This is a genomic window from Streptomyces sp. NPDC005438, assembly GCF_040606315.1.
Lineage (GTDB): Bacteria > Actinomycetota > Actinomycetes > Streptomycetales > Streptomycetaceae > Streptomyces.
This window is the reverse complement of the sequence record NZ_JBEXEP010000010.1, coordinates 23723-44099: the sequence shown is the minus strand read 5'-3', so window position 1 is coordinate 44099 and position 20377 is coordinate 23723. Positions and strand designations below refer to the sequence as shown.

Below are 20377 nucleotides of genomic sequence, written 5' to 3'. Positions count from 1 at the left end.
AGCCACGGCCGGACGGTACGCGGATCGTCGGCGGTTGCGTACCCTACGCCCCGGGCCCCTTAGGGGATGGCTTGGCACAGGGTCATCCCATGGATTGGCCCTCCGGTGCCGGGCTTCACGGAGGGGAGCCCGGCACCCCCCGTTCAGGGCGCTCAGGACACCGGCCGGGAGTCCTGCCAGCTCGCCTCGAACTCCTCGCGGTAGGTCTCCAGCAGCCCGTGCTGCTCCTCGTCCGCCGGCCGCCCGTCGCTGGACTGCCGCAGGGGGCCACGGCTGCCGCCGCGCAGCACCAGCACCGGCGCCTCCATCCCCCGCACCCTCCGCAGGTACGACTGCACCACGGCCAGTCCGTCCACGCTGTCCCCGTCCACCAGGTAGGCGGTGAACCGGGGCGTCTCGTCGAACACGTGGATCTCGAAGGCCCCCGGGTCCCGCAGCCGGGCGCGCACCCGCCGTACGTGCAGGATGTTGTTCTCCACCGAGCGGCTCAACTCGCCCTTCTTCATGCCCAGTTCGCGTTCCCGTCGGCGCACCGCCGAACTGGCCGGGTTGAGGAACAGCAACCGCACGCGGGCGCCCGCCTCCGCCAGCCGCAGCAGCCGGCGGCCGGAGTAGTTCTGCACCAGCAGGTTGAGGCCTATCCCGATGGCGTCCAGACGCCGGGCCCCACCGAACAACTCCTCGGCCGGCAACCGGCGTTGCAGCCGCACCCGGTCCGGGTGCACCCCTATGACGTCGGCGAACCGGTCCCCCACCAGTTCCTCCACCGCGTCCACCGGCACCCGCCGGTCCCGTTCGGAACCCCGGCCCAGCAGTTCCAGCAGCCGTTCACAGGTCCGCTCCGCCTGGGCCAGCACCGTGGTGGACAGCGCCCGGTTGCGGGCCACCGCGCTGCGGGCGACCTCCAGCTCGTCCAGGGCCAGTTCCATCTCCCGGCGCTCGGCGAAGTGCGGCTCGAAACAGGGCCAGTGCTGCACCATCAGCTCCCGTAGCTGGGGCAGCGTCAGGAAGGACAGCAGGTTGTCGTCGGCCGGGTCCAGCAGGTAGCCCTTGCGCCGGCTCACCTCACGGACGGCCACCGCGCGCTGCACCCACTCCTGGCCGGCCGGCCCGGCCGCGGCGATCACCCACTCGTCCCCGTGCACCGGCTCGTACACCGGGCGCAGCACGGCGGAGATCACCGCCCGCAGGCGCTGTTCGACCAGGTTCAGCCAGATGTAGGCGCGGCCGGCCCGCTGGGCCCGGGTGCGCACCTCGGCCCAGGTCTCGGCGCCCCACTCCAGCTCCGCGCCGACCTCCAGGGGCTGGGCGAGGGAGACGGCCGCGGGACCGGGCGTGCCCGCGTCGCCCCCGTCCGCTTCACCTGGGGGCAGCTCAAGCCCTCCCGAGCCCACCTACGCACCGCCTTTCGGAGCCTGGGATTCGATCAAGGAAGGGTACTGCGGCGGTGTGAACCCCGTGACGGCAGCCCCCCGGGCCCGCGTCCGTACGGGCGAACCCGCGCCGACACCGCCACCGTGGACGCCGCCCTGAGCGAGGATCGGACCGGTCGCCCACCCCGGGTGACCAGCAACCGAGAGGGGTCGTATGCAGGTCTGGCCGGGGCGCGGCTATCCGCTGGGCGCCACCTTCGACGGTGCGGGCACCAACTTCGCGGTGTTCTCCGAGGTGGCCGAACGCGTCGAGCTGTGCCTGCTGGACGAGGACGGCGTGGAGACCTCGGTGGAGCTGCGGGAGTCCGACGCCCTGGTCCGGCACGCCTACGTGCCGGGGGTGATGCCCGGTCAGCGGTACGGGTTCCGGGTGCACGGGCCCTACGACCCGGGGCGCGGCCACCGCTGCCAGCACGCCAAGCTGCTGCTGGACCCCTACGCCAAGGCGGTCAGCGGACGGCCGCGCTGGCACGAGGCGCTGTACGGGCACCGCCTGGACGACCCGGACCAGCCCAACGACCTGGACTCGGGCCCGCACACCATGGCCTCGGTGGTGGTCAACCCGTACTTCGACTGGGGCGACGACCGGCCCCCGCGCACCGACTACCACCACACGGTGCTGTACGAGGCCCATGTGAAGGGCCTGACCATGACCCACCCCGCGCTGCCCGAGGAGCTGCGCGGCACCTACGCGGGGCTGGCACACCCGGCGATCCTGGAGCACCTGACCGAACTGGGCGTGACCGCGCTGGAGTTGATGCCGGTGCACCAGTTCGTCACCGACCACCGGCTGGCCAGCGCCGGGCTGACCAACTACTGGGGCTACAACACCATCGGCTTCTTCGCTCCACACAACTCCTACGCTTCCTGGGGGGACCGCGGGGAGCAGGTGCTGGAGTTCAAGCACGCCGTACGGGCCCTCCACAAGGCCGGGATCGAGGTGATCCTGGACGTGGTCTACAACCACACCGCGGAGGGTAACCACCTCGGGCCCACCCTCTCCTTCCGTGGCCTGGACAACGCCTCGTACTACCGCCTCACGGACGACCCGCGCTACTACATGGATACCACTGGCACCGGTAATTCACTGCTGATGCGCAATCCCCACGTGCTCCAGCTCATCATGGACTCGCTGCGCTACTGGGTCACCGAGATGCGGGTGGACGGCTTCCGGTTCGATCTGGCGGCCACCCTGGCACGCCAGTTCCACGAGGTGGACCGGCTCTCCTCGTTCTTCGACCTGGTGCAGCAGGACCCCGTGGTCAGCCAGGTCAAGCTGATCGCCGAACCCTGGGACCTGGGCGAGGGCGGCTACCAGGTGGGCAACTTCCCCCCGCTGTGGACCGAGTGGAACGGCCGCTACCGGGACGCGGTACGGGACGTGTGGCGCGGCGAACCCGGCTCGCTGTCCGAGTTCGCCTCCCGGCTGACCGGCTCCTCCGACCTCTACCAGCACGACGGTCGGCGCCCCCTGGCCTCGGTCAACTTCGTCACCTGCCACGACGGGTTCACCCTCCACGACCTGGTCGCCTACCACCACAAGCGCAACCAGGACAACGGCGAGGACAACCGCGACGGCGAGAACCACAACCGCTCCTGGAACTGCGGCGCCGAGGGCGAGACCAACGATCCACGCGTCCTGACGCTGCGCCGGCGTCAGATGCGCAACCTGCTGGCCACCCTGATGCTCTCCCAGGGCGTGCCGATGCTCAGCCACGGCGACGAGTTCGCCCGCACCCAGCACGGCAACAACAACGCCTACTGCCAGGACGGCCCGCTGTCCTGGGTGCACTGGCCCAAGGAGGGCGACGAACGGCTCCGCCAACGGGACTTCGTACGGTCGCTGGTACGGCTGCGGCAGGCGCACCCGGTCTTCCGGCGGCGCCGCTTCTTCCGGGGCGGGCCACCCGACGACCGGGCCGGCCAGCTGGCCGACATCGCCTGGTTCACCCCCGAGGGCCCGCCCATGAGCCCCGAGGACTGGGACCGCCAGGCCAACGCGCTCACCGTCTTCCTGGGGGGCGGGGCCATCTCCGAGCCCGGCCCCCGGGGGGAACGGGTGGTGGACGACTCCTTCCTGCTGCTGTTCAACGCCCACGGCCGGGCCCGGGAGTTCACGGTGCCGCCCGGACTGGGGCCCGGCTGGCGGCCGGCGCTGGACACCGTCAGCGAGACCGGGCACCCGGACCGGGAACGGGAGCTGGCCTCCGGCCAGTCACTGGTCCTGGTGGAACACAGCCTGACCGTGCTGCACCGGCCCTCGGGAGCCGATGGCGCCATCGGGTGAACTACCGCCCCCGGCTTGGCGGTTCGCCTCGCCGGCCGGCTCTGGGAAGGGGCGAAGCGGGGTACGTACCCTTGTATGACGTTTGCCCCGCCCGAGGTGCCCACGGCGACCTATCGCGTTCAGCTCTCTCCCCGTCTGCCGTTCGCCGCCGTGGAGCGGACGGTCCCCTACCTGGCCGACCTCGGTGTCAGCCACCTGCACCTGTCCCCCCTCCTCACCGCCCAGCCCGGCTCCAGCCACGGTTACGACGTGACCGACCACCAGCGGGTACGGGAGGAACTCGGCGGCGAGGAGGGTCTGCGGTCCCTGGCCCGCGCCGTACAGGACCGGCGGATGGGCCTGGTGGTGGACATCGTCCCCAACCACATGGCCCTCCCCCGCGACACCCGCCTCAACCGTCCCCTGTGGGAGGTCCTCCGCGAGGGCCCCCACTCCCCCTACGCCCGCTGGTTCGACATCGACTGGTCCGCCCAGGACGGCCGGGTGCTGCTGCCCGTGCTCGCCGGCCCGCTGCGCGGCGAACTCCCCCAGCTCCAGGTGCGCGGCGACACCCTGCGCTACGGCACCCATGTCTTCCCGCTGCGCGAGGGCACCGAGATCCTGCCGCTGCCCCGGCTCCTGGACGCCCAGCACTACCGCCTGGCCTGGTGGCGGCTGGCCCGCACCGAGCTGAACTACCGCCGCTTCTTCACCGTCTCGGACCTGATCGCCCTACGGGTGGAGGATCCGGGCGTCTTCGAGGAGACCCACCGCACCATCCTCCGCCTGGTACGGGAGGGGATCATCCAGGGGCTGAGAGTGGACCACCCGGACGGACTGGCCCAACCCCGCGCCTACCTGGAGCGGCTGCACAAGGCCACCGAGGGGTGCTGGGTGGTGGCCGAGAAGATCCTCGCCGACCAGGAACGGCTGCCCCTGGGCTGGCCGGTGGCCGGCACCACCGGCTACGACACCCTCCGCCGGGTGGACGCGGTGCTCACCGACGGCCAGGGAGCGGCCCAACTGGAGCGGCGGTACCGCGACTTCACCCGACTCGCCGACCAGCTCGGCGGGGACTGGCCCAGCACCGCGCACACCGCCGCCCACCAGCTGCTGAACGGCGAACTGGCCGCCGAGACCGAGAGGTTGGCCCGGCTGGCGGCCCGGATCTGCGCCCGCTCCTGGGCCCTGGGACTGCGCGACCACGCGCCCTGGGCCCTGCGCACCGCACTGGTCGAACTGCTGGTACGGCTCCCGGTCTACCGCCCGTACGCGGTCCCCGGCGCCCCCGCCCGCGAGGTCGACACCCGGATGCTGGCCCGCGCGGCCAGCGGCGCCCGGGCGGAGTTCGCCGTGCCGGCCGAGTCCGAGGCGGTGGACGTGGTGCGCGACCTGGCCCTGGGACGGCTGGGCGAGGGCCGCGAGGAGGCGGAGTTCCTCACCAGGTTCGCCCAGCTCTCCTCCGCTCTACGCGCGAAGTCCGTGGAGGACACCGCCTTCTACCGCTACACCCCGCTGCTGAGCGCCAACGAGGTCGGCGGGGATCCCAGCCGCCCCGCGCTGTCCACCGAGGAGTTCCACCGGCACGCGACCCGACTGCAACGGGACTGGCCCCTCACCGGAACCCTGGCCAGCACCCACGACACCAAGCGCAGCGGCGACGTACGGGCGGCGATGGCCGTGCTGTCCCAGTGCCCGGACCGCTGGTCGGCGCTGCTGGAGGAACTGAGCCCGAGATACCCGGCCCCGGAACGCCGACTGGAGTGGTGCGCCTGGCAGACCGCCTGGGCCATGGGCCCGCACTCCGGCCAGCGGCTCACCCAGGCGATGGTGAAGTCCGAACGGGAGGCCGGGCTGCGCACCTGTTGGTCCGACCCGGACGAGGAGTACGAACGGGACCTGCGCAGGTTCTGCGAGAGCGGGCCGGCCGCCGACTGGCCGCCCCAACTGGCCCGGCTGGCGGCCGAGTTGGCGCCCCACCTGCGCGCCAACGTACTGGGCCAGACCCTGCTGCACCTGCTGTCCCCCGGAGTGCCCGACCTCTACCAGGGGGACGAGCTGCACACCCGCGCCCTGGTCGACCCGGACAACCGCCGCCCCTTCACCCCACGCCCCGAACTGCTCCGGTCCCTGGACGAGGGCGAACCCCCCGCCTCCCTGGAGGCGGAGAAACTCCGGTGGACGGCACAGGCCCTCCGGCTGCGGCGCGACCACCGCGAGTGGTTCGGTGCCCGGGCGCACTACGAGCCGCTCACCGCCCGCGGCCCCGGGGCCGCGCACTGCCTGGCCTTCGTCCGCTCGGACGCGGTGGTGGCGGTCACCACCCGGCTGTCGGTACGGCTGGCGGAGTCCGGGGGCTGGCGCGACACCCACCTGCCGCTGCCCGAGGGCCACTGGCGCGACCTCGCCTCGGGCGACCCGGTGCCGGAGGGGGCACCCCTCGCCGCACTGCTGGGCTCCTGTCCGGTGACCCTGCTGGTGCGCGAGGACGTCCCGGGGGCCTGACGGGCCCGGGGTCCGGCGTGCCGCGAGGTCGCGGGCGGCTCGCGGCACCGGGAGCCTCACTGAACCGCCGCGCGAACCCGCCGATGTCTCAGCGGGAGGAGGAGAGTTGGCGTAGGTCGTCGGGGGGCGGGGCCACCAGACGGAACGCCATGTCGCCGAAGCGCACCAGGTCGCCGGGGCGCACCACCACCTTGCCGGTGACCCGTCTGCCGTTGACCCAGGTGCCGTTGCTGGAGCCGAGATCGCGCAACGTCCACCCCTGGCGGGTGGCCCTCATCTGGGCGTGGTTGCGGGAGACGGTGTAGTGGTTGAGCCGGAGCATCGAGCCCGAGGAGCGCCCGATCGACAGAGGCTGGGGGGCGGGGGCCGGCAGCAGCAGCTCCGGGGCCGAGGCCCCGTTGCGCCAGGCCCGGCGGATGCGGGACGGCAACCCCGAGACCGCACCCACCATGCGGAACAGCAGCCGCCCGTCCGGTTCGACCTCGGCACGCGGCTGGTAGGGCAGCCGCAGGTCGTTGACGGCGTCCTCCAACTGCTCGTACTGCTGGGCCTGGAGGACCGCCTCGGTGCGCTGGACAAAGGTGTCCTGGGAGATCCGGCCGGCGGTGACGCCTTCCCGAAGCATCTCCAGCGCGCCTTCCCGGTCCGCGTCGGAGACGCGCGGCGCGAAGGAACCCTCAAGTTCGGAAGACATCATGGCGACCATCTTCGGAGAACGGTGACGGAGCTGTCCAGCGCTCGTCAGGGCCCATGGCAGGGCTGTGACATGCGCGCCCGCCCACCACGGGTGGACAGCGCGCCGGCTCCCGGACCGGAGGGGCCGGTTCCCCCGCCCCGTACGGGAAGATCACGCCAACTCTCCCGCGCGGTGCGGGTGTTGGCGCTTCCGGGACGGACACCCGCCGTCCTCACCGAGGGTGGGCCGACCACCGTCTCCGGTGGTCACGGCCGTACCTCGTGGGCGTACCTCCCGAAGCAGCCGCCTCACGAGCCACGGGCCGACACCGGGTACGGGGCGTCCCGCGCGCCGACCGTGGGGTCAGCCCTGGAGCGCGAGGCGGGCGCCGAGGGCCACCAGCACCCCGCCGGAGACCCGCTCCAGCCACCTGCGGGCACCCGCCCGGGACAGCACGCCCCGCAGCAGGCCCACCCCCCACACGTAGGTGCTGTAGTAGGCCGTCTCGAACACCGCCCACAGCGCGGCCAGCGCCACCATGGTGGGCAGTTGGGGCGCCCCGGCCGGTACGAACTGCGGCAGGAACGACAGGGCGAACAGCGCGGCCTTGGGGTTGGCGAGGTTCATCAGCAGCCCGGACCGGTAGCAGCGCCAACCGGACAGCGGGGCCTGGTCCAGGGGTACGCCCAGCCGCTCCCGCTCCTTGGACCGGCGGGCCGACCACAGCGCCTGTACGCCGAACACCACCAGCACCCCGGCCCCGACGAACCGCATCACGGTGTACGCCAGTTGGGAGGCCGCCAGCAGCGCGGTCAGCCCGAGGGCCGCTACCACGCCCCAGACGAACACCCCGGTCTCGTTGCCCAGCACGGTGAGCATCCCCGGACGCCGGCCCCGCAACGAGTTCCGCAGGATCAGCACGGTGCTGGGCCCCGGTGACAGGGCGATCAGCAGGCAGGCACCGAGGAAGGGCAGGAGGGTGTGGTTCATGCCGCCATGATGCGGCCCCCGTCTCGGCGGGCGTCAAACGGATACCGCCACCCGGACAGGGGCCCACAGCTCGGCTCAGCTCAGCGCCCCTCAGCCCTCGACGGGCACCAGACGCAGGGAGACGGAGTTGATGCAGTACCGCTGGTCGGTCGGGGTCGGGTAGCCCTCGCCCTCGAAGACGTGGCCCAGATGCGAGCCGCAGCGGGCGCAGCGGACCTCGATCCGGGTCATGCCGAACGAGTGGTCCGGGATCAGCTCCACCGCCTGGGAGTCGGCCGGGTCGTAGAAGCTGGGCCAGCCGCAGTGCGAGGAGAACTTGGTGTCGGAGCGGAACAGCTCGGCCCCACAGCCCCGGCACTCGTAGACGCCCTCGGTCTTGGTGTCGGTGTACTCACCGGTGAACGCCGGCTCGGTGCCCGAGCGGCGCAGCACCTGGTACTCGGCCTCGCTCAGGTCCGCCCGCCACTGGTCGTCGGACTTCTCCACCTCGTAACCCATGGGAATCCTCACCTCTCCAACGCGGTCAGAACCAGTGGGCCCAGCTCGGTGACGTCGCCGGCGCCCATGGTCAGAACGAGGTCACCGGGCCTGGTCATTCCCGCCAGCAGTCCGGGCACCTCCTCCGCCGAGGCCACCGGGGTCACCACGGCCCCGGCGCCCCGGGCGGCCTGGACGATCAGTTCGCTGGTCACCCCGGGGATGGGGTCCTCCCGCGCGGGATAGATCTCCAGCACCCAGGAGGCGTCGGCCAGGGCCAGGGCGTGGCCCATCTCCACGCCCAGCTCCTGGGTACGGCTGAACAGATGGGGCTGGAAGACCACCAGCACCCGGCCCTCCCCCACCCCGGCCCGTACCGCTTCCAGGTCGGCGGCCATCTCGGTGGGGTGGTGGGCGTAGGAGTCGATCACCCGCACCCCCCGGGCCTCCCCCTTGAGCTGGAGCCGGCGCCCCACCCCGGTGTAGGCGCCCAGGCCGATGGCCAGCTCCTTCGGCGGCACCCCCATGGCGTCCCCGGCCGCGAGGGCGGCCATCGCGTTGAGGGCGTTGTGGCGGCCGGGGACCTGGAGGTTGAAGCTCAGCCGCTGGCCCTCCCACTCCACGGTCACCTCGCTGGCCATGCCACGGGGCTCCACCTCGACCAGGCGGAGGTCGGCGTCCGGGGCCTCGCCGTAGGTGAGCACCCTCAGGTCGGAGGCCGCCCGCACCCTGCGGGTCAGCTCCCGGGCCCCCTCGTGGTCGGCGCAGATCACCAGGGTGCCGCCGGGGCGGACCCGGTCCACGAAGGTGAGGAACGACTCGTAGATCTCCTCCATGGACGCGTAGTTGGCGTGGTGGTCCAACTCCACGTTGAGGATGATGGCGACCTCGGGCGCGTAGGCGTGGAAGCTGCGGTCGCTCTCGTCCGCCTCGGCCACGAAGATCTCGCCCGCCCCCTCGTGGGCGTTGGTGCCCGGCCCCTTGAGGTCGCCGCCGATGGCGTACGAGGGGTCCAGGTCCAGCACCCCCAGGGCGACGGCCAGCATCGAGGTGGTGGTGGTCTTGCCGTGGGTGCCGGCCACGGCCAGGGTTCGGCGGGCCTCCATCACGGCGGCCAGCGCCGCCGAGCGGTGCACCACCGGCAACCCCCGGCGGCGGGCCTCGGCCAGCTCCGGGTTGTCCGGGCGGATGGCGCTGGAGACCACCACCGCGCTGGCGTCCGGCGCCAGGTGTTCGGTGGCGTGGCCGATGTGGACGGCGGCGCCCAGCGAACGCAGGGCCCGTACCGCGTCGGACTCCCTGGCGTCGCTGCCCGCGACGGTGGCCCCGCGCTGGGCGAGGATCTTGGCGATACCGGACATCCCGGCACCACCGATGCCGAGGAAGTGCGGCCGTTCCAGGGGGGACGGTACGGGGGCGGCAGGCATGACGGTACTCCTGGATCTGCGGTGCTGAGGGTGGCCGCGACCGGGGCGCGGCACCCGCCCAGCCTATGCGCTGGGCGCCCCACCGGGTGCCGTACCGTCCCGTGCGCCCCGTACGTCGACGGCCGTCCTCGGCGGGTACGGCGCGGACCGTTCCGAGGCGGCGCCCTTCACCCGTGAGAAGGTTGCGGCCATGAAGGCTGGGGCGCCGGACAGCGAGGTCGCACTGGAGACGAACCGCCTGCTGCTGCGACCTTGGCGGGTGGCCGAGGCTGTCGTCCAGCGTCAGCTGTGGGCCGAACGTGATCCCCGAGTGCCACCGCACCGCCGCATCGACGGGGACGGACGCCCGACCGTCGGGGAACTCGCGGACTCGATCCGTACCGACAGGGTGTGGTCGACCGGGTTGCTGGCGGTCGAACGGAAGGCGTCCCGTGACGTCATCGGCTACTGCGGTCTGGTGGACAGCGGGCGGGGACCGGTGGGCGAACCTGAACTCGCGTTCGAGCTGCTACGCCGGGTATGGCGTCAGGGATACGCCACCGAGGCGTCGTGGGCCGTGTCGGCGTGGGCGCGATCCTCCGGGTACGCACGTCTGTGGGCCACGGTCTGGGACTGGAACACCGCGTCGCGCCGGGTACTGGCCAAGGTCGGGTTCACCGAGACCGACCGGAAGGAAGTGGACCCGGCGCACGGGACCACGCTGTTCACCGTGAAGCACCTCTGACGTGTCCCGAGTCAGCGTTCGCTGTCGTATCCGGCTCCTGGGCCCCCAACCCCTCTGGATCGACCGGGAGTTCCCGTGCGACGCTGAGGCGGAGCGAACAGAATCGGGGCGGTGCCGTACATGGTCTCGGACAGTGACGTATCCCAGCAGTCCCGCCCGGTGGTCGACCGGGTCGGGCGGTTCGACACCCGGCCGTTGACGAACCGTCCGCCGCGCCGGAGCGCCCGGCGCTTCCGGGCGGAGACGGCGGCCGGGCTGCACGGCGACGATCTGACCGAGCCCCGGTGGTGGTGGCGGGCCGAGCGGACCTGGCTCGCCCTGCTGCTCGGCCCGCTCGCGGTGGGCCTGCCGGCGGTGCTCCTCCCGGCCGAGGGGATCACCTCGTTCACGGTCGCCGTGTCCCTGCTGTGGTGCGTGGCCTGGGCCCTCGTCCTGGCCACGCTGCTGTGGTTGCTCCGTGACGACCACTGGGGGCCCCGCGTCGGCCGCCGCCACCGGCTGACGGAGTTCGCCCGCGTCAACGGCCTGGGCTACGAGGCCACGCCCTCGGTGTCCCGGCCCGCCGCCCACCTCTTCGCCTCCGCCCCGAAGCGTCGGCACCTGGACCGGTTCGAGGTACCCGGGCCGCGAGGCTTCGTCGTCGCGAACTACGAGGAGACCTGGGACGACGGTGTCGGGGAGGCCAGCGGCTACGAAGCCGGGTACGCGATCCTGCGCCTGCGCGAGTCCTACCCCCGCACCCTGGTCGCGCGGAAGACGCCCGTCAGGGTCAAGGCGCTGCGCGAGGTCACCCCGGTCCCGGGCCCGGGGAAACTGCTGATCCGGTCCACCAAGCCGGAGTACCCGCTGCTGCGGCAACTGCTGGAGAGCGGGGTCGTGGAGCAGGCCATGGCGTTCGGCCGGTCGACCCAGATCGAGATCGTGGGCGACGAACTGTTCGTTCTTCGCGGCGCCTTCTGGAAGCTGACGTCGGAGCGGTTCTGGACGCGCATGGCGGCGCTCGCCGAGACAGTGGCCCCGTTCCTCGACACCTCCACCGAGCCCACGCCCACCGCCACCCTGGCGCTCCGCCCAGCCGAGGAGGGCGCCCCGAACCGGTACGTCAGCGACGCCGGCACGGGGTGACCGTGGCCGATCGGCCGTTGTGACCCCGGTGAGGGGGCGGCGCCCCGAACCGGTACGGCGCCGGGGAACGGGGCTCCTCTTCGAGACGGGCGGCCACCGCCGCTCACTCGCTGTGGGCGAACAGCTTCAGCACCGGCACCCCGACCTTGTGGCGGGCCCGGGAGGCCCAGTCCCGGTGGAAGAACTCCTCCACCAGGTGGGGCGCGGTGAGCACGATGACCTCGTCCGCCCCGACCTCCTCCACCACGGAGCCGAGCAGCCGCAGGGGGTGGTCCTCCACCAGCCGGCCCACGGCCTCGGCCCCGGTCTTCCGCAGCACGTTCAGCGAGTGCTGGAGGGCCCGCTCGGCGAGCTGGCGGGCCTCGCCGCCCTCGGGCTCCTCCCCCTCCCGTACCGCGTCACTCAGTTCTCCCAGGGCTACGTCGTCCAGGGCCCGGAGCAACACGTCCTGGTCGCCCCGGGGTTGGAGCAGCACCACGAACGACAGCGGTTCGTCGCCGTGCAGGGTGGTGACCGTCTCCACGTCGGGGGCGGACAGTGGCTTCTCGATCATCAGAACGGTGGTAAACACGGAGGGCGTCCTTCGGCTCGGCGGATGCGACGGCTGCTTCCTGCTACGCGGCTACTGCCCCGCCTCGGGGCGACGAAGCCTGCCGTTGCCGTGATCTCCGGCCGGGGTCGACCGGAGATCAACTACGACGGTAGCGGCTGAACAGGAAACCGGCCTCCTCCAGCAGGGACACCAGGGTGAGGTCCACCGGAACGTCGACCGACGGACCGTCCATGATCCGGGGGGCGTCCCCCAGTGCGAGCCGGGGCGCCCAGGTCAGGCAGGCCTCGTCCAGGGCGCCGGCCGCGCTCAGTTGCCCCAGCAGTCGGGGGCCGCCCTCGGACAGTTGCCGCCACAGGCCCCGTTCGGCGAGCAGGCCCGGGACGCGGGCGGGGTCCACCCCGGTGCCCTCGCCGGCGAGCAGTACCTCGGCCCCGGCCGCCCGCGCGGCCCGTACCCGGTCCTGGGGTGCCCCGGCCCCGGTGAGGACCAGGGTGGGGGTGACCGGTGTGGTGAACAGGGGCGAGGAGAAGTCGAGTTCCATGCTGGCGGTGACCACCGCCATGGCCGCCGCCGGGGTCTGGCCGGCCGCCCGGCGCCGTTCGGCGAAGGCCCGGCGTGCCTTGGCCCCCCGGTAGCCCTCCTGGCGCACCGTCTCCGCGCCGACCACGATCACGTCGGCCAGGGCACGGAGCACCCCGAAGATCCTCATGTCCCCCTCGCCGGACAGGGGTTGGGACCGCCCCTCGTGGTGGGCGGCACCGTCGAGGGAGCTGACCATGTTGGCCCGCAGCCATCCGCGCCCCTCGCCGGGGTACGGGGGGTAGGCGTACAGGTCGGCCAGTTCGTCCAGGCTCCACTGGCGGTCGGTGAGGTCGCCGGGGTCCGTGTCGGCCCCCGGCGGGGGGAACAGGCGTCGCATGGCCGGCAGTGTGGCATGGCCCACCTCGGCGGCACGCGGTGCCGTCCCCGGAGACGGCCACTCCTACACTGGGCGCCGTGTCCCTCACCTCCACCAGTGACCCCGGCCCGGTTCCCCCCAGCGACGACGGGCGTTCGGCGCCGCTGTCCCTGTGCGAGCGGGACCCCCAGGTGGCCCCGGAACGCCTGGTCGCCGAGATGGTGCCGCCCCCGCGCTTCGACGCGGTGCGCTTCGACACCTACGTACCGGACCCGGCCCAGCCCAGTCAGGCGGAGGCGGTGACGGTCCTGAGCCGGTTCGCCGACTCCTTGGGTGGGGAGGGCGGTTCCGCCACGGGTCCCCGCAAGTGGTTCCGGCGTCCGGCCAAGGCGACCGGCGCTCCCCGGGGCGTGTACCTGGACGGCGGCTACGGGGTGGGCAAGACCCATCTGCTGGCCTCGCTGTGGCACGCCACCGACGCCCCACCCGAGCGGAAGGCGTTCGGCACCTTCGTGGAACTCACCAACCTGGTGGGGGCGTTGGGCTTCCAACAGGCGGTGAGCACCCTGTCCGGCCACCGGCTGCTGTGCATCGACGAGTTCGAGCTGGACGACCCCGGGGACACCGTGCTGGTGTCCTCGCTGCTGGGCCGGCTGGTGGAGGCCGGGGTGGCACTGGCCGCCACCTCCAACACCCTGCCCGGCAAGCTGGGTGAGGGACGGTTCGCCGCCGCCGACTTCCTGCGGGAGATCCAGGGGCTGAGCGCCCACTTCCGCCCGCTGCGCATCGACGGTGAGGACTACCGCCACCGGGGGCTGCCCGAGGCGCCGGAGCCCGCCGACGAGGAGTCGGTCACCGCCTGGGCGCACGGTGTGCCGGGGGCCTCCCTGGACGCCTTCCCCGCGCTGCTGGAGCACCTGTCGCGGGTGCACCCCAGCCGGTACGGGGCGTTGACCGAGAACGTACGCGCGGTGTGTCTGACCGGGGTGGAGCAGGTCACCGACGAGTCCACCGCGCTGCGGCTGGTGGTGCTGGCGGACCGGCTGTACGACCGTGAGGTGCCGGTGCTGGCCTCCGGCGAGCCCTTCGACCGGCTGTTCAGTGAGGCGATGCTGCGCGGTGGTTACCGTAAGAAGTACTTCCGGGCCGTCTCCCGGCTGACCGCCCTGGCGCGGGACGCGGCGCACCTGTCCTGACGCGGCGGTCACCCCATCGACGTGCCGCCGCCGGGCGGTGAAGCCGGCGGGTCGGCGTCGTTCCCGCGTCGCCCACCGCGTGGTAGACACCTGGGACACGCACCTGTCCGCCAACAGGGAGTAACCAGATGTCCACTTCACGACGTCAACTGTTCCAACGCGCGGGGGCTATGGGGGCCGGGATCGCCTTCGCCGGCAGCATCTCCGAGGTCTTCGCCGGTACCGCCCAGGCCCAGTCCACCGGTGGCCGCTCCGGGTACGGCCCCCTGGTCCCCGACCCGGACGGCCTGCTGGACCTGCCCAAGGGCTTCCGTTACCGGGTGCTCTCCCGTACCGGGGACGACCTGCTGTCGGGCGAGGGCAAGGTGCCCAGCAACGCCGACGGCATGGCGGCCTTCGCGGCACACGGCGACCGTACCCGCGGCGGGGTGTGGCTGGTCCGCAACCACGAGAACCGGGCCGACGGCAAGGTGCCGGTCCCGGTGGTGGAGGGCCGCACCTACGACCCGGAGGGCAAGGGTGGCTGCACCCTGCTGCGGCTGGACCGGCACAACAAGGTGCTGGAGGAGCGGGTGGGGATCGCCGGTACGGCGGTCAACTGCGCGGGCGGGCCCACCCCTTGGGGCACCTGGCTGACCTGCGAGGAGACCGAGGACAAGGCCGGCACCAACGGCTACACCAAGGACCACGGCTTCATCTTCGAGGTGCCCTTCGGCGACCGGCGGGAGATCATCCCCGAGCCGCTGGAGGCGATGGGCCGCTTCCAGCACGAGGCGATCGCCATCGATCCGCGTACCGGGATCGTGTACGAGACCGAGGACGCCTTCGACAAGCCCTTCGGGCTGTTCTACCGCTTCCTGCCGAAGAAGCCCGAGGGCGGGTTCGACTCGCTGCGGGCCGGCGGCACCCTGGAGGCGATGCGGGTGCCGGGCGTACCGGACCTGTCGGTGGTGCAGGAACCGGGCACCACCTTCGACCGGGTGGAGTGGGTGGAGGTACCCGATCCGCTCGCCCGGGAGACCGCGATCCGCTTCCAGGACTTCGGCAAGGGCGGCATCACCCACGCCCAGAAGCTGGAGGGCTGTTACTGGGGCGGGCGCTGCGTGTACTTCGTGTCCAGCTTCGCCAAGAGCGAGGAGGGCTCGGCCGCCGACCACTACGGCCAGATCTGGCGCTACGAGCCCCGCAGCGGAAAGCTGACCCTGGTGGTGGTCTTCGGACCGGACACCGACCTGGAACTGCCGGGCGAGGAGCCGGACAACATCTGCCTGGCGCCCAGCGGCGGGCTGATGGTCTGCGAGGACGGCGAGGGCGCCCAGCACGTGTTCGGGCTGACCCGGCACGGCGACGTGTACCCGATGGCCCGCAACCGGCAGGACGTGGGCGAGGACGGCGAACCGGCCTGGGGCGAGTTCGCCGGAGTCACCTTCTCCCCCGACCAGCGCACCATGTACGTCAACGTCTACGACCCGGGCACCACCTTCGCCATCACCGGCCCCTGGCACCACTGAGGGTCGTACCGAGGCGCCGCTCCGCACGGGGTGGCGCCTCGGCGCGTACCGGGGGCTCCGGTACGGGGCGGGCGGAGGCCCGGCTCACCCCCGCCGGGTGACCAGGGCCGCCACCCCGGCCGTCACGGCGCCGGCCGCCCCCAGGGCGATCAGCAGGGGCAGCCAGGGAAGGTCGACCGTGCCGTCCCGGGAGCCGGTGACCAGACCGGTCACGGCGGCGTTGGCCGGTGACCCGCTGGGCACCAGTACCAGCAGCGCCGCCAGCATGGTGGCCGGCACCGGCCACCCCGGGCCACGGAGCACCGGCCGGTTGCACAGCGCCCCGACGGCCAACCCCAGCAGTACGCAGACCAGGGTGGCCAGCACCCCGGCGGGCAGGGCGGTGAGGGGGCGTACCGGTACCTGTCCCACGGTGCTGTGCGGGTCGCTGACCGCCACCGTGGCCAGCACCCCGGCCAGTCCGAGGACGACACCGGCCTGTCCGGCGACCAACAGGCCCGCCAGATGGGCCCGTTGACCTCCCCGGGCGGCGGCCACGCAGTGGCGGGCCCCGACCGGTTCCATGGTCACCACGGCCCTCACCAACCAGGCGGTCACCGGGAGCACGGCGGCGGCGGTGTAGCCCAGTCCGTCCAGTACCGGCTGTCCGTACTGCACGCCGATGGCCAGGAACACCGCGTAGAGGATCAGCGGGGGCAGCCAGCGGTAGGAGCGCAGCAACAGCGCCCAGTGGTAACGCAGCAGCGCGTTCACGATCCCAGGTCCTCCTCGGGCCGCTCGGGAGCGGGTGGACGTACCGCGTGGACGTGCCAGGGCGGTCGGGCGGTCAGCAGGGTCCGCAGCAGTTCGTCGGACCGGGCGGAGGCAACCGTGAAGGCGTACCGGCCTCCCGGCAGGGGGCGCGAGGGCCAGGGCAGGCGCTCCGGGGGTGGGGCGCCGTGCGGTGGGGCGGCCTCCACGGTGGTGCGCGGCTCGGGTCGCGTGGTGTCGCCGTGGCACTGGTCGAGCTGGCCCCGGCGCACCCGGTAGGCGGTGTGGACGACGCCGGAGAGCCGTCGCGGTTCGTGGTCGACGAACACCACGGCGGCCCGGGCGGCCAACCGTTCGGTCACCGCCTCCTCCAGCACCGCCCGGGCCTCCTGGTCCAGGCCCGTCCACGCCTCGTCCAGCACCAGCAACTCCGGTGCGGCCAGCAGCGCCTGGGCCACGGCCACCTTCTGCCGGCTGCCCTTGGACAGCTCCGTCAGGGGGGTGCCGGCGTGCTGGCCGGCACCCAGCCGCTCCAGCCACTCCCGGGCGGTCGGCTCCACCACGGCCCGGCCCAGCCCGTGCACCCGCCCGAGGTGGGTGAGGTATTCCAGGGCGGTGAACGGCAGGGAGGCGGGGAAGCGCTCGGGTACGTAGGCGCTGCGCCGTGGCCGGCCGAGGACCCGGCCGGCGTTGGGGGCGTCGATACCGGCGATCAGCCGCAGCAGGGTGGACTTGCCGCTGCCGTTGTCGCCCTCGATCCGCAGCAGCCGTCCGGGCGGCACCGTCAGGTCGACGTCCCGCAGCACCCAGGGCCCCCGCAGGCCGTAGCGGCGCCCCACGCCCTCCAGCCGTGTCCCGTCACTCATGGCGACGAAGGGTAGTCGACCTGGTGGGGCCGACGGCGGGGGTCCTCGGGGGCGGCTGGCAGACTGTGCCGGGTGAGCACTCCCGCCCCCGACGACCCGTTCCAGGTGCGCCCTTCCGTCCGTGACCAGGAGCTTCAGTACGTACTGCCGCTGGTCCTGCGGAGGGAGAAGGCCGACCCCCCGGCGTTGACCGACGCCCTGGAGACCTCGGCCCGCGCGGTACTGACCCTGCTGGGGGACGAACGCTCCCAACCGGGCGGCCCCTGGGCCCCGTTGGTGCGGGCGTGGGAGGACGCCCGGATCCGCAAGGTGGTACGCCGGGCCCGGGGCGCGGCCTGGGCCCGGGCGGAGGCCCTGGAGGGGGTGACGGTCCGGGGGCGCGAGGCCCTGGTGCGGGTGTACCCCCCGGTGCCGCTGGACGGTTGGCCGCCCGAGCTGGCGGCGCTCCAGGTGTCCGGTACCGAGCTGTCCGACCCCGAGCCGGTGGGCCCGCCCCCGGAGGGCGTACCGGTGTGCTGGCTGAACCCCGAGGTGGAGATGTCGGCCGGCAAGGCCATGGCGCAGACCGGTCACGCGGCCCAGCTGGCCTGGTGGGAGCTGTCCGCCCCGGACCGCGAGCGGTGGCGGGCGGACGGCTACCCCCTGGCCGTACGGTCGGCCGCACCCGGCCGGTGGGACCAACTGCTCACCTCCGGGCTGCCGTTGGTGCGGGACGCCGGCTTCACCGAGGTCGCCCCCGGTTCGAGCACGGCGCTGATGGAGCATCCCGCCCTGGCCGGAGGGCGGCGGTAGGCGGTACCGGCCCGCGCCCCGGGGCGGTGACCGCCGCGCGGCGGCGAGCAGGCTGGCGGACACCGGACGGTCCGTGGCGGACCGGGACCATCCCGGGCGTGCTGGAAGACCACGTCGCCCACGGACCATCCCCACGCGCCCGAGCGGTACTCCCCGTGACCCGACCCGGCCAGTGACCGGGGAGGACCATCCCCGTGCCCGAGCGGTACGGCGCGGATCGGACGGGCCCTCGAAGGCGGCGTCCGGCGGTGACCGTGGTGGAGCGCCGGCGCTCATCCCCCGGGCCACGCGCCCACGGCGTCCCCGTCGACGGAACCACGCGGGGCCCCAACCTCCTGACCTCGCCGGGGTGTTGGGGCCACGTTGGCCCCGCCAGCCAGGACGACCGAGTGGCGGGGTAACGCGGCCGGGGCCGCCGTACCGGTACGGCGGGAGTCCCGCAGGCCGCGAACTCTTGGCGGGTGCCCACGCGCCTGTTGTGGCTGGCCCCGGCGGGCAGCTGCCGGACACGGGTGGCGCCCTATGCGACCGAGCGTCGTCGTGGCTGTCGTCGACGTCGTCGGGACCTCGCGCCATCGACGCTGCACCTGCATCTGGACGTGGCCGTCCCGCAGGCGGCCCGTCGACGCCCGGACGAGCGCCGTCAGTCCTGGCGCAGGTCCAGCACCGGGGAACCGCTCCCCTCCTGGAGCCCCAGCCCGAAGGCCTTCGGCCGGGGCACGCTCCGCCCGGGTCGGAGGACCAGAGCCCGCCCCTGGTCGGGGTGTCCGGCCCGGTGGGGGAAGACCCAGACCGCGCCGGCGCCGTCGTCAGCTCCGGGGGCGCTGTTCACCAGTTCGGCACGTTGGTCGTCGTCGAGGTCCAGCAACCGCACGGCACCCCCGAAGAGGGCCCTGGCCTCCGGCTGGCCCTTCGCCCCCGGGCGGCCGAGGGCGAAGGTGCGGGCCCCGGCGCTGGTGAGTCCGCGCGCCGACCCCCGCAGCAGTACGGTCGCGCCCGCCCTGTCCACTCCGGCGACCGTCCTGCCGGGCACCCCGACGGCCAGGTCGTCCCGGCCGTCGCCGTCCACGTCGCCGACGGCGAGGGAACCGCCGAACCAGTCGCCCTTCTGACCGCTCCCGGGGATTCCGGGGCTGTTCTGGGTGACGGTGGCGGTACGGCCGCTCAGCCCCCGCCGGTCGCCGTAGATCACCCGGACCGCGCCGGGGTCGCCCAGCGGGTCCCCCTCCAGGGAGTCCTCCAGCGGCCGGTACGCCAGGTCACCGTGGCCGTCGCCGTCGAAGTCGCCGATCACCGGGGAACCGGTCCTGGGCCCCTTCCACTTCCGCTGGGTCGGTCCGTTCCCGCCGCCCATGAGCAGCGTGGCGTTCCCGTCGACCTCCTCGAAGTCCTGGCGGGCCACCACGTCGTCGGTGCCATCGCCGTCGATGTCACCGACGGCGAAGTCCCCCACCCCGTCCTCGGAGTCCCGCAGCGGGATCCTCCGCTTCTTCGTCGGCGTACCGTCGCGGGAGAACGGCCCCCGGTGCCAGGTGACCTCGAACCGGCCGCTGACCAGCAGGTCACGGTGTCCGTCACCGTCGAAGTCACCGGCCACCGCGCGCCGGCCGGAGTGCACGGTCGACGCCCTGGTCTCGCTGAGCCGCTTCCCCCTGGCTCCCCACAGGGCGATGCCGGCATCGTGCTTCCAGCCCGCCTGCACCACCAGGTCGGTCACCCCGTCACCGTCCAGGTCCCCGACCGTGAGCGGGGCGCCGATCCCCTCCACGGAGTGCCGCGCCCGCAACCGGTCCGGCCGGAGGGTCTGCCGGGTACGCGGGTCCAGCCCCCGCGCGGAGCCGTACACCACGACGACCGCCGCCCCGGAGTCGCCCCGGGTGGAGGAGGTCACGGCGAGGTCGTTGTAACCGTCGCCGTTGAAGTCCTCGCGGACGCGGCCGTCCTTCGAGGTGACCTGCTGGACGGGGTTCGCCCGGAAACCGGGGGACTTCGACGCGTCGGGCCCCTGGCCGTCGGCCTCACCGGAGCCGGTGCATCCCGCCGCGAGGACCACCCCGGCCGTCACCACACCCAGTCCGGCCACCACGGGCCCCCTGGCACGCTTGGGCACAACTCACTCCCACCGTCGGGTACCGCCTACGACTCTGGGACCGGCGAAGCCCACCCCTGGTTGCGCGCGTTCGGCAAC

17 protein-coding genes are annotated in these 20377 nt (G+C 73.2%); 7 read left to right on the top strand and 10 right to left on the bottom strand.

What is annotated here, in order from left to right; translation table 11 throughout:
- Positions 1-152: 152 nt before the first annotated feature.
- Positions 153-1394 carry an SAV2148 family HEPN domain-containing protein gene (locus tag ABZT14_RS20565; RefSeq protein WP_356304820.1) on the bottom strand — a complete coding sequence of 414 codons (1242 nt, stop codon included), beginning with the start codon at positions 1392-1394 and terminating at the stop codon, positions 153-155.
- Between the two features lie 193 nt (positions 1395-1587).
- Here ABZT14_RS20565 and glgX point away from each other — a divergent pair, with 193 nt between their 5' ends.
- Both glgX and treY read left to right on the top strand, forming a co-directional pair.
- Positions 1588-3720: a glycogen debranching protein GlgX gene (glgX, locus tag ABZT14_RS20560; RefSeq protein ID WP_356304818.1), complete on the top strand. Its 2133-nt coding sequence runs from the start codon at positions 1588-1590 to the stop codon at positions 3718-3720.
- A gap of 75 nt (positions 3721-3795) precedes the next feature.
- Entirely contained in the window at positions 3796-6204 is a 2409-nt protein-coding gene (gene treY / locus ABZT14_RS20555; protein ID WP_356304816.1) for a malto-oligosyltrehalose synthase, read from the top strand.
- A gap of 88 nt (positions 6205-6292) precedes the next feature.
- Here treY and ABZT14_RS20550 read toward each other — a convergent pair whose 3' ends face one another.
- The 4 genes from ABZT14_RS20550 to murC all read right to left on the bottom strand — a co-directional run bounded on the left by ABZT14_RS20550 (position 6293) and on the right by murC (position 9774).
- Positions 6293-6901: a DUF1707 and FHA domain-containing protein gene (locus tag ABZT14_RS20550; protein ID WP_356304814.1), complete on the bottom strand. Its 609-nt coding sequence runs from the start codon at positions 6899-6901 to the stop codon at positions 6293-6295.
- Positions 6902-7243: 342 nt separating this feature from the next.
- Positions 7244-7870, bottom strand: coding sequence for a LysE family translocator (locus ABZT14_RS20545; protein ID WP_356304812.1), 627 nt, complete (start codon positions 7868-7870; stop codon positions 7244-7246).
- 90 nt (positions 7871-7960) lie between these two features.
- The gene (gene msrB, locus ABZT14_RS20540; protein WP_356304810.1) at positions 7961-8368 is read right to left on the bottom strand and encodes a peptide-methionine (R)-S-oxide reductase MsrB; all 408 of its coding nucleotides are present in this window, start codon (positions 8366-8368) and stop codon (positions 7961-7963) included.
- An 8-nt stretch (positions 8369-8376) separates the two neighbouring features.
- Positions 8377-9774, bottom strand: coding sequence for a UDP-N-acetylmuramate--L-alanine ligase (gene murC, locus ABZT14_RS20535; protein ID WP_356304808.1), 1398 nt, complete (start codon positions 9772-9774; stop codon positions 8377-8379).
- Positions 9775-9964: 190 nt separating this feature from the next.
- Between murC and ABZT14_RS20530 the strand changes: the two genes are divergently transcribed.
- Entirely contained in the window at positions 9965-10498 is a 534-nt protein-coding gene (locus ABZT14_RS20530) for a GNAT family N-acetyltransferase (protein ID WP_356304806.1), read from the top strand.
- Positions 10499-10609: 111 nt separating this feature from the next.
- On the top strand, positions 10610-11623 hold the full coding sequence (locus ABZT14_RS20525) for a hypothetical protein (protein ID WP_356304804.1): 1014 nt from the start codon (positions 10610-10612) through the stop codon (positions 11621-11623).
- Positions 11624-11726: 103 nt separating this feature from the next.
- Here the strand turns inward: ABZT14_RS20525 and ABZT14_RS20520 are convergent, their stop codons facing one another.
- Together ABZT14_RS20520 and ABZT14_RS20515 are read right to left on the bottom strand one after the other, a co-directional pair.
- A complete protein-coding gene (locus ABZT14_RS20520; RefSeq protein ID WP_356304802.1) occupies positions 11727-12194 on the bottom strand; it encodes an indole-3-glycerol phosphate synthase in 468 nt (155 codons plus the stop codon).
- A 118-nt stretch (positions 12195-12312) separates the two neighbouring features.
- Positions 12313-13095: a pyrimidine reductase family protein gene (locus tag ABZT14_RS20515; RefSeq protein ID WP_356304801.1), complete on the bottom strand. Its 783-nt coding sequence runs from the start codon at positions 13093-13095 to the stop codon at positions 12313-12315.
- Between the two features lie 77 nt (positions 13096-13172).
- On the opposite strand from ABZT14_RS20515, the gene zapE reads away from it, so the two are divergent.
- Both zapE and ABZT14_RS20505 read left to right on the top strand, forming a co-directional pair.
- Entirely contained in the window at positions 13173-14270 is a 1098-nt protein-coding gene (zapE, locus tag ABZT14_RS20510; protein WP_356304799.1) for a cell division protein ZapE, read from the top strand.
- Between the two features lie 128 nt (positions 14271-14398).
- The gene (locus ABZT14_RS20505; protein WP_356304797.1) at positions 14399-15781 is read left to right on the top strand and encodes an alkaline phosphatase PhoX; all 1383 of its coding nucleotides are present in this window, start codon (positions 14399-14401) and stop codon (positions 15779-15781) included.
- 84 nt (positions 15782-15865) lie between these two features.
- On the opposite strand, the gene ABZT14_RS20500 is transcribed toward ABZT14_RS20505, so the two are convergent.
- Positions 15866-16534 (bottom strand): ABC transporter, encoded by a 669-nt coding sequence (locus ABZT14_RS20500; protein ID WP_356304794.1) that lies wholly within the window; start codon positions 16532-16534, stop codon positions 15866-15868.
- On the bottom strand, positions 16531-17397 hold the full coding sequence (locus ABZT14_RS20495; protein ID WP_356304792.1) for an ATP-binding cassette domain-containing protein: 867 nt from the start codon (positions 17395-17397) through the stop codon (positions 16531-16533). The genes ABZT14_RS20500 and ABZT14_RS20495 overlap by 4 nt, the downstream gene beginning before the upstream one ends.
- Positions 17398-17469: 72 nt before the next feature.
- Between ABZT14_RS20495 and ABZT14_RS20490 the strand changes: the two genes are divergently transcribed.
- Positions 17470-18189: a peptidyl-tRNA hydrolase gene (locus ABZT14_RS20490; protein ID WP_356304790.1), complete on the top strand. Its 720-nt coding sequence runs from the start codon at positions 17470-17472 to the stop codon at positions 18187-18189.
- Between the two features lie 643 nt (positions 18190-18832).
- Here ABZT14_RS20490 and ABZT14_RS20485 read toward each other — a convergent pair.
- A complete protein-coding gene (locus ABZT14_RS20485) occupies positions 18833-20299 on the bottom strand; it encodes an FG-GAP and VCBS repeat-containing protein (RefSeq protein WP_356304788.1) in 1467 nt (488 codons plus the stop codon).
- Positions 20300-20377 lie beyond the last annotated feature (78 nt).

Bases quoted from the DNA above. Each gene is read 5' to 3' on its own strand.
- treY (WP_356304816.1), top strand. From the start codon at position 3,796: ATGACGTTTGCCCCGCCCGAGGTGCCCACGGCGACCTATCGCGTTCAG.
- msrB (WP_356304810.1), bottom strand. From the start codon at position 8,368: ATGGGTTACGAGGTGGAGAAGTCCGACGACCAGTGGCGGGCGGACCTG.
- ABZT14_RS20505 (WP_356304797.1), top strand. From the start codon at position 14,399: ATGTCCACTTCACGACGTCAACTGTTCCAACGCGCGGGGGCTATGGGG.
- murC (WP_356304808.1), bottom strand. From the start codon at position 9,774: ATGCCTGCCGCCCCCGTACCGTCCCCCCTGGAACGGCCGCACTTCCTC.
- ABZT14_RS20495 (WP_356304792.1), bottom strand. From the start codon at position 17,397: ATGAGTGACGGGACACGGCTGGAGGGCGTGGGGCGCCGCTACGGCCTG.
- glgX (WP_356304818.1), top strand. From the start codon at position 1,588: ATGCAGGTCTGGCCGGGGCGCGGCTATCCGCTGGGCGCCACCTTCGAC.
- ABZT14_RS20515 (WP_356304801.1), bottom strand. From the start codon at position 13,095: ATGCGACGCCTGTTCCCCCCGCCGGGGGCCGACACGGACCCCGGCGAC.
- ABZT14_RS20530 (WP_356304806.1), top strand. From the start codon at position 9,965: ATGAAGGCTGGGGCGCCGGACAGCGAGGTCGCACTGGAGACGAACCGC.
- ABZT14_RS20550 (WP_356304814.1), bottom strand. From the start codon at position 6,901: ATGATGTCTTCCGAACTTGAGGGTTCCTTCGCGCCGCGCGTCTCCGAC.
- ABZT14_RS20545 (WP_356304812.1), bottom strand. From the start codon at position 7,870: ATGAACCACACCCTCCTGCCCTTCCTCGGTGCCTGCCTGCTGATCGCC.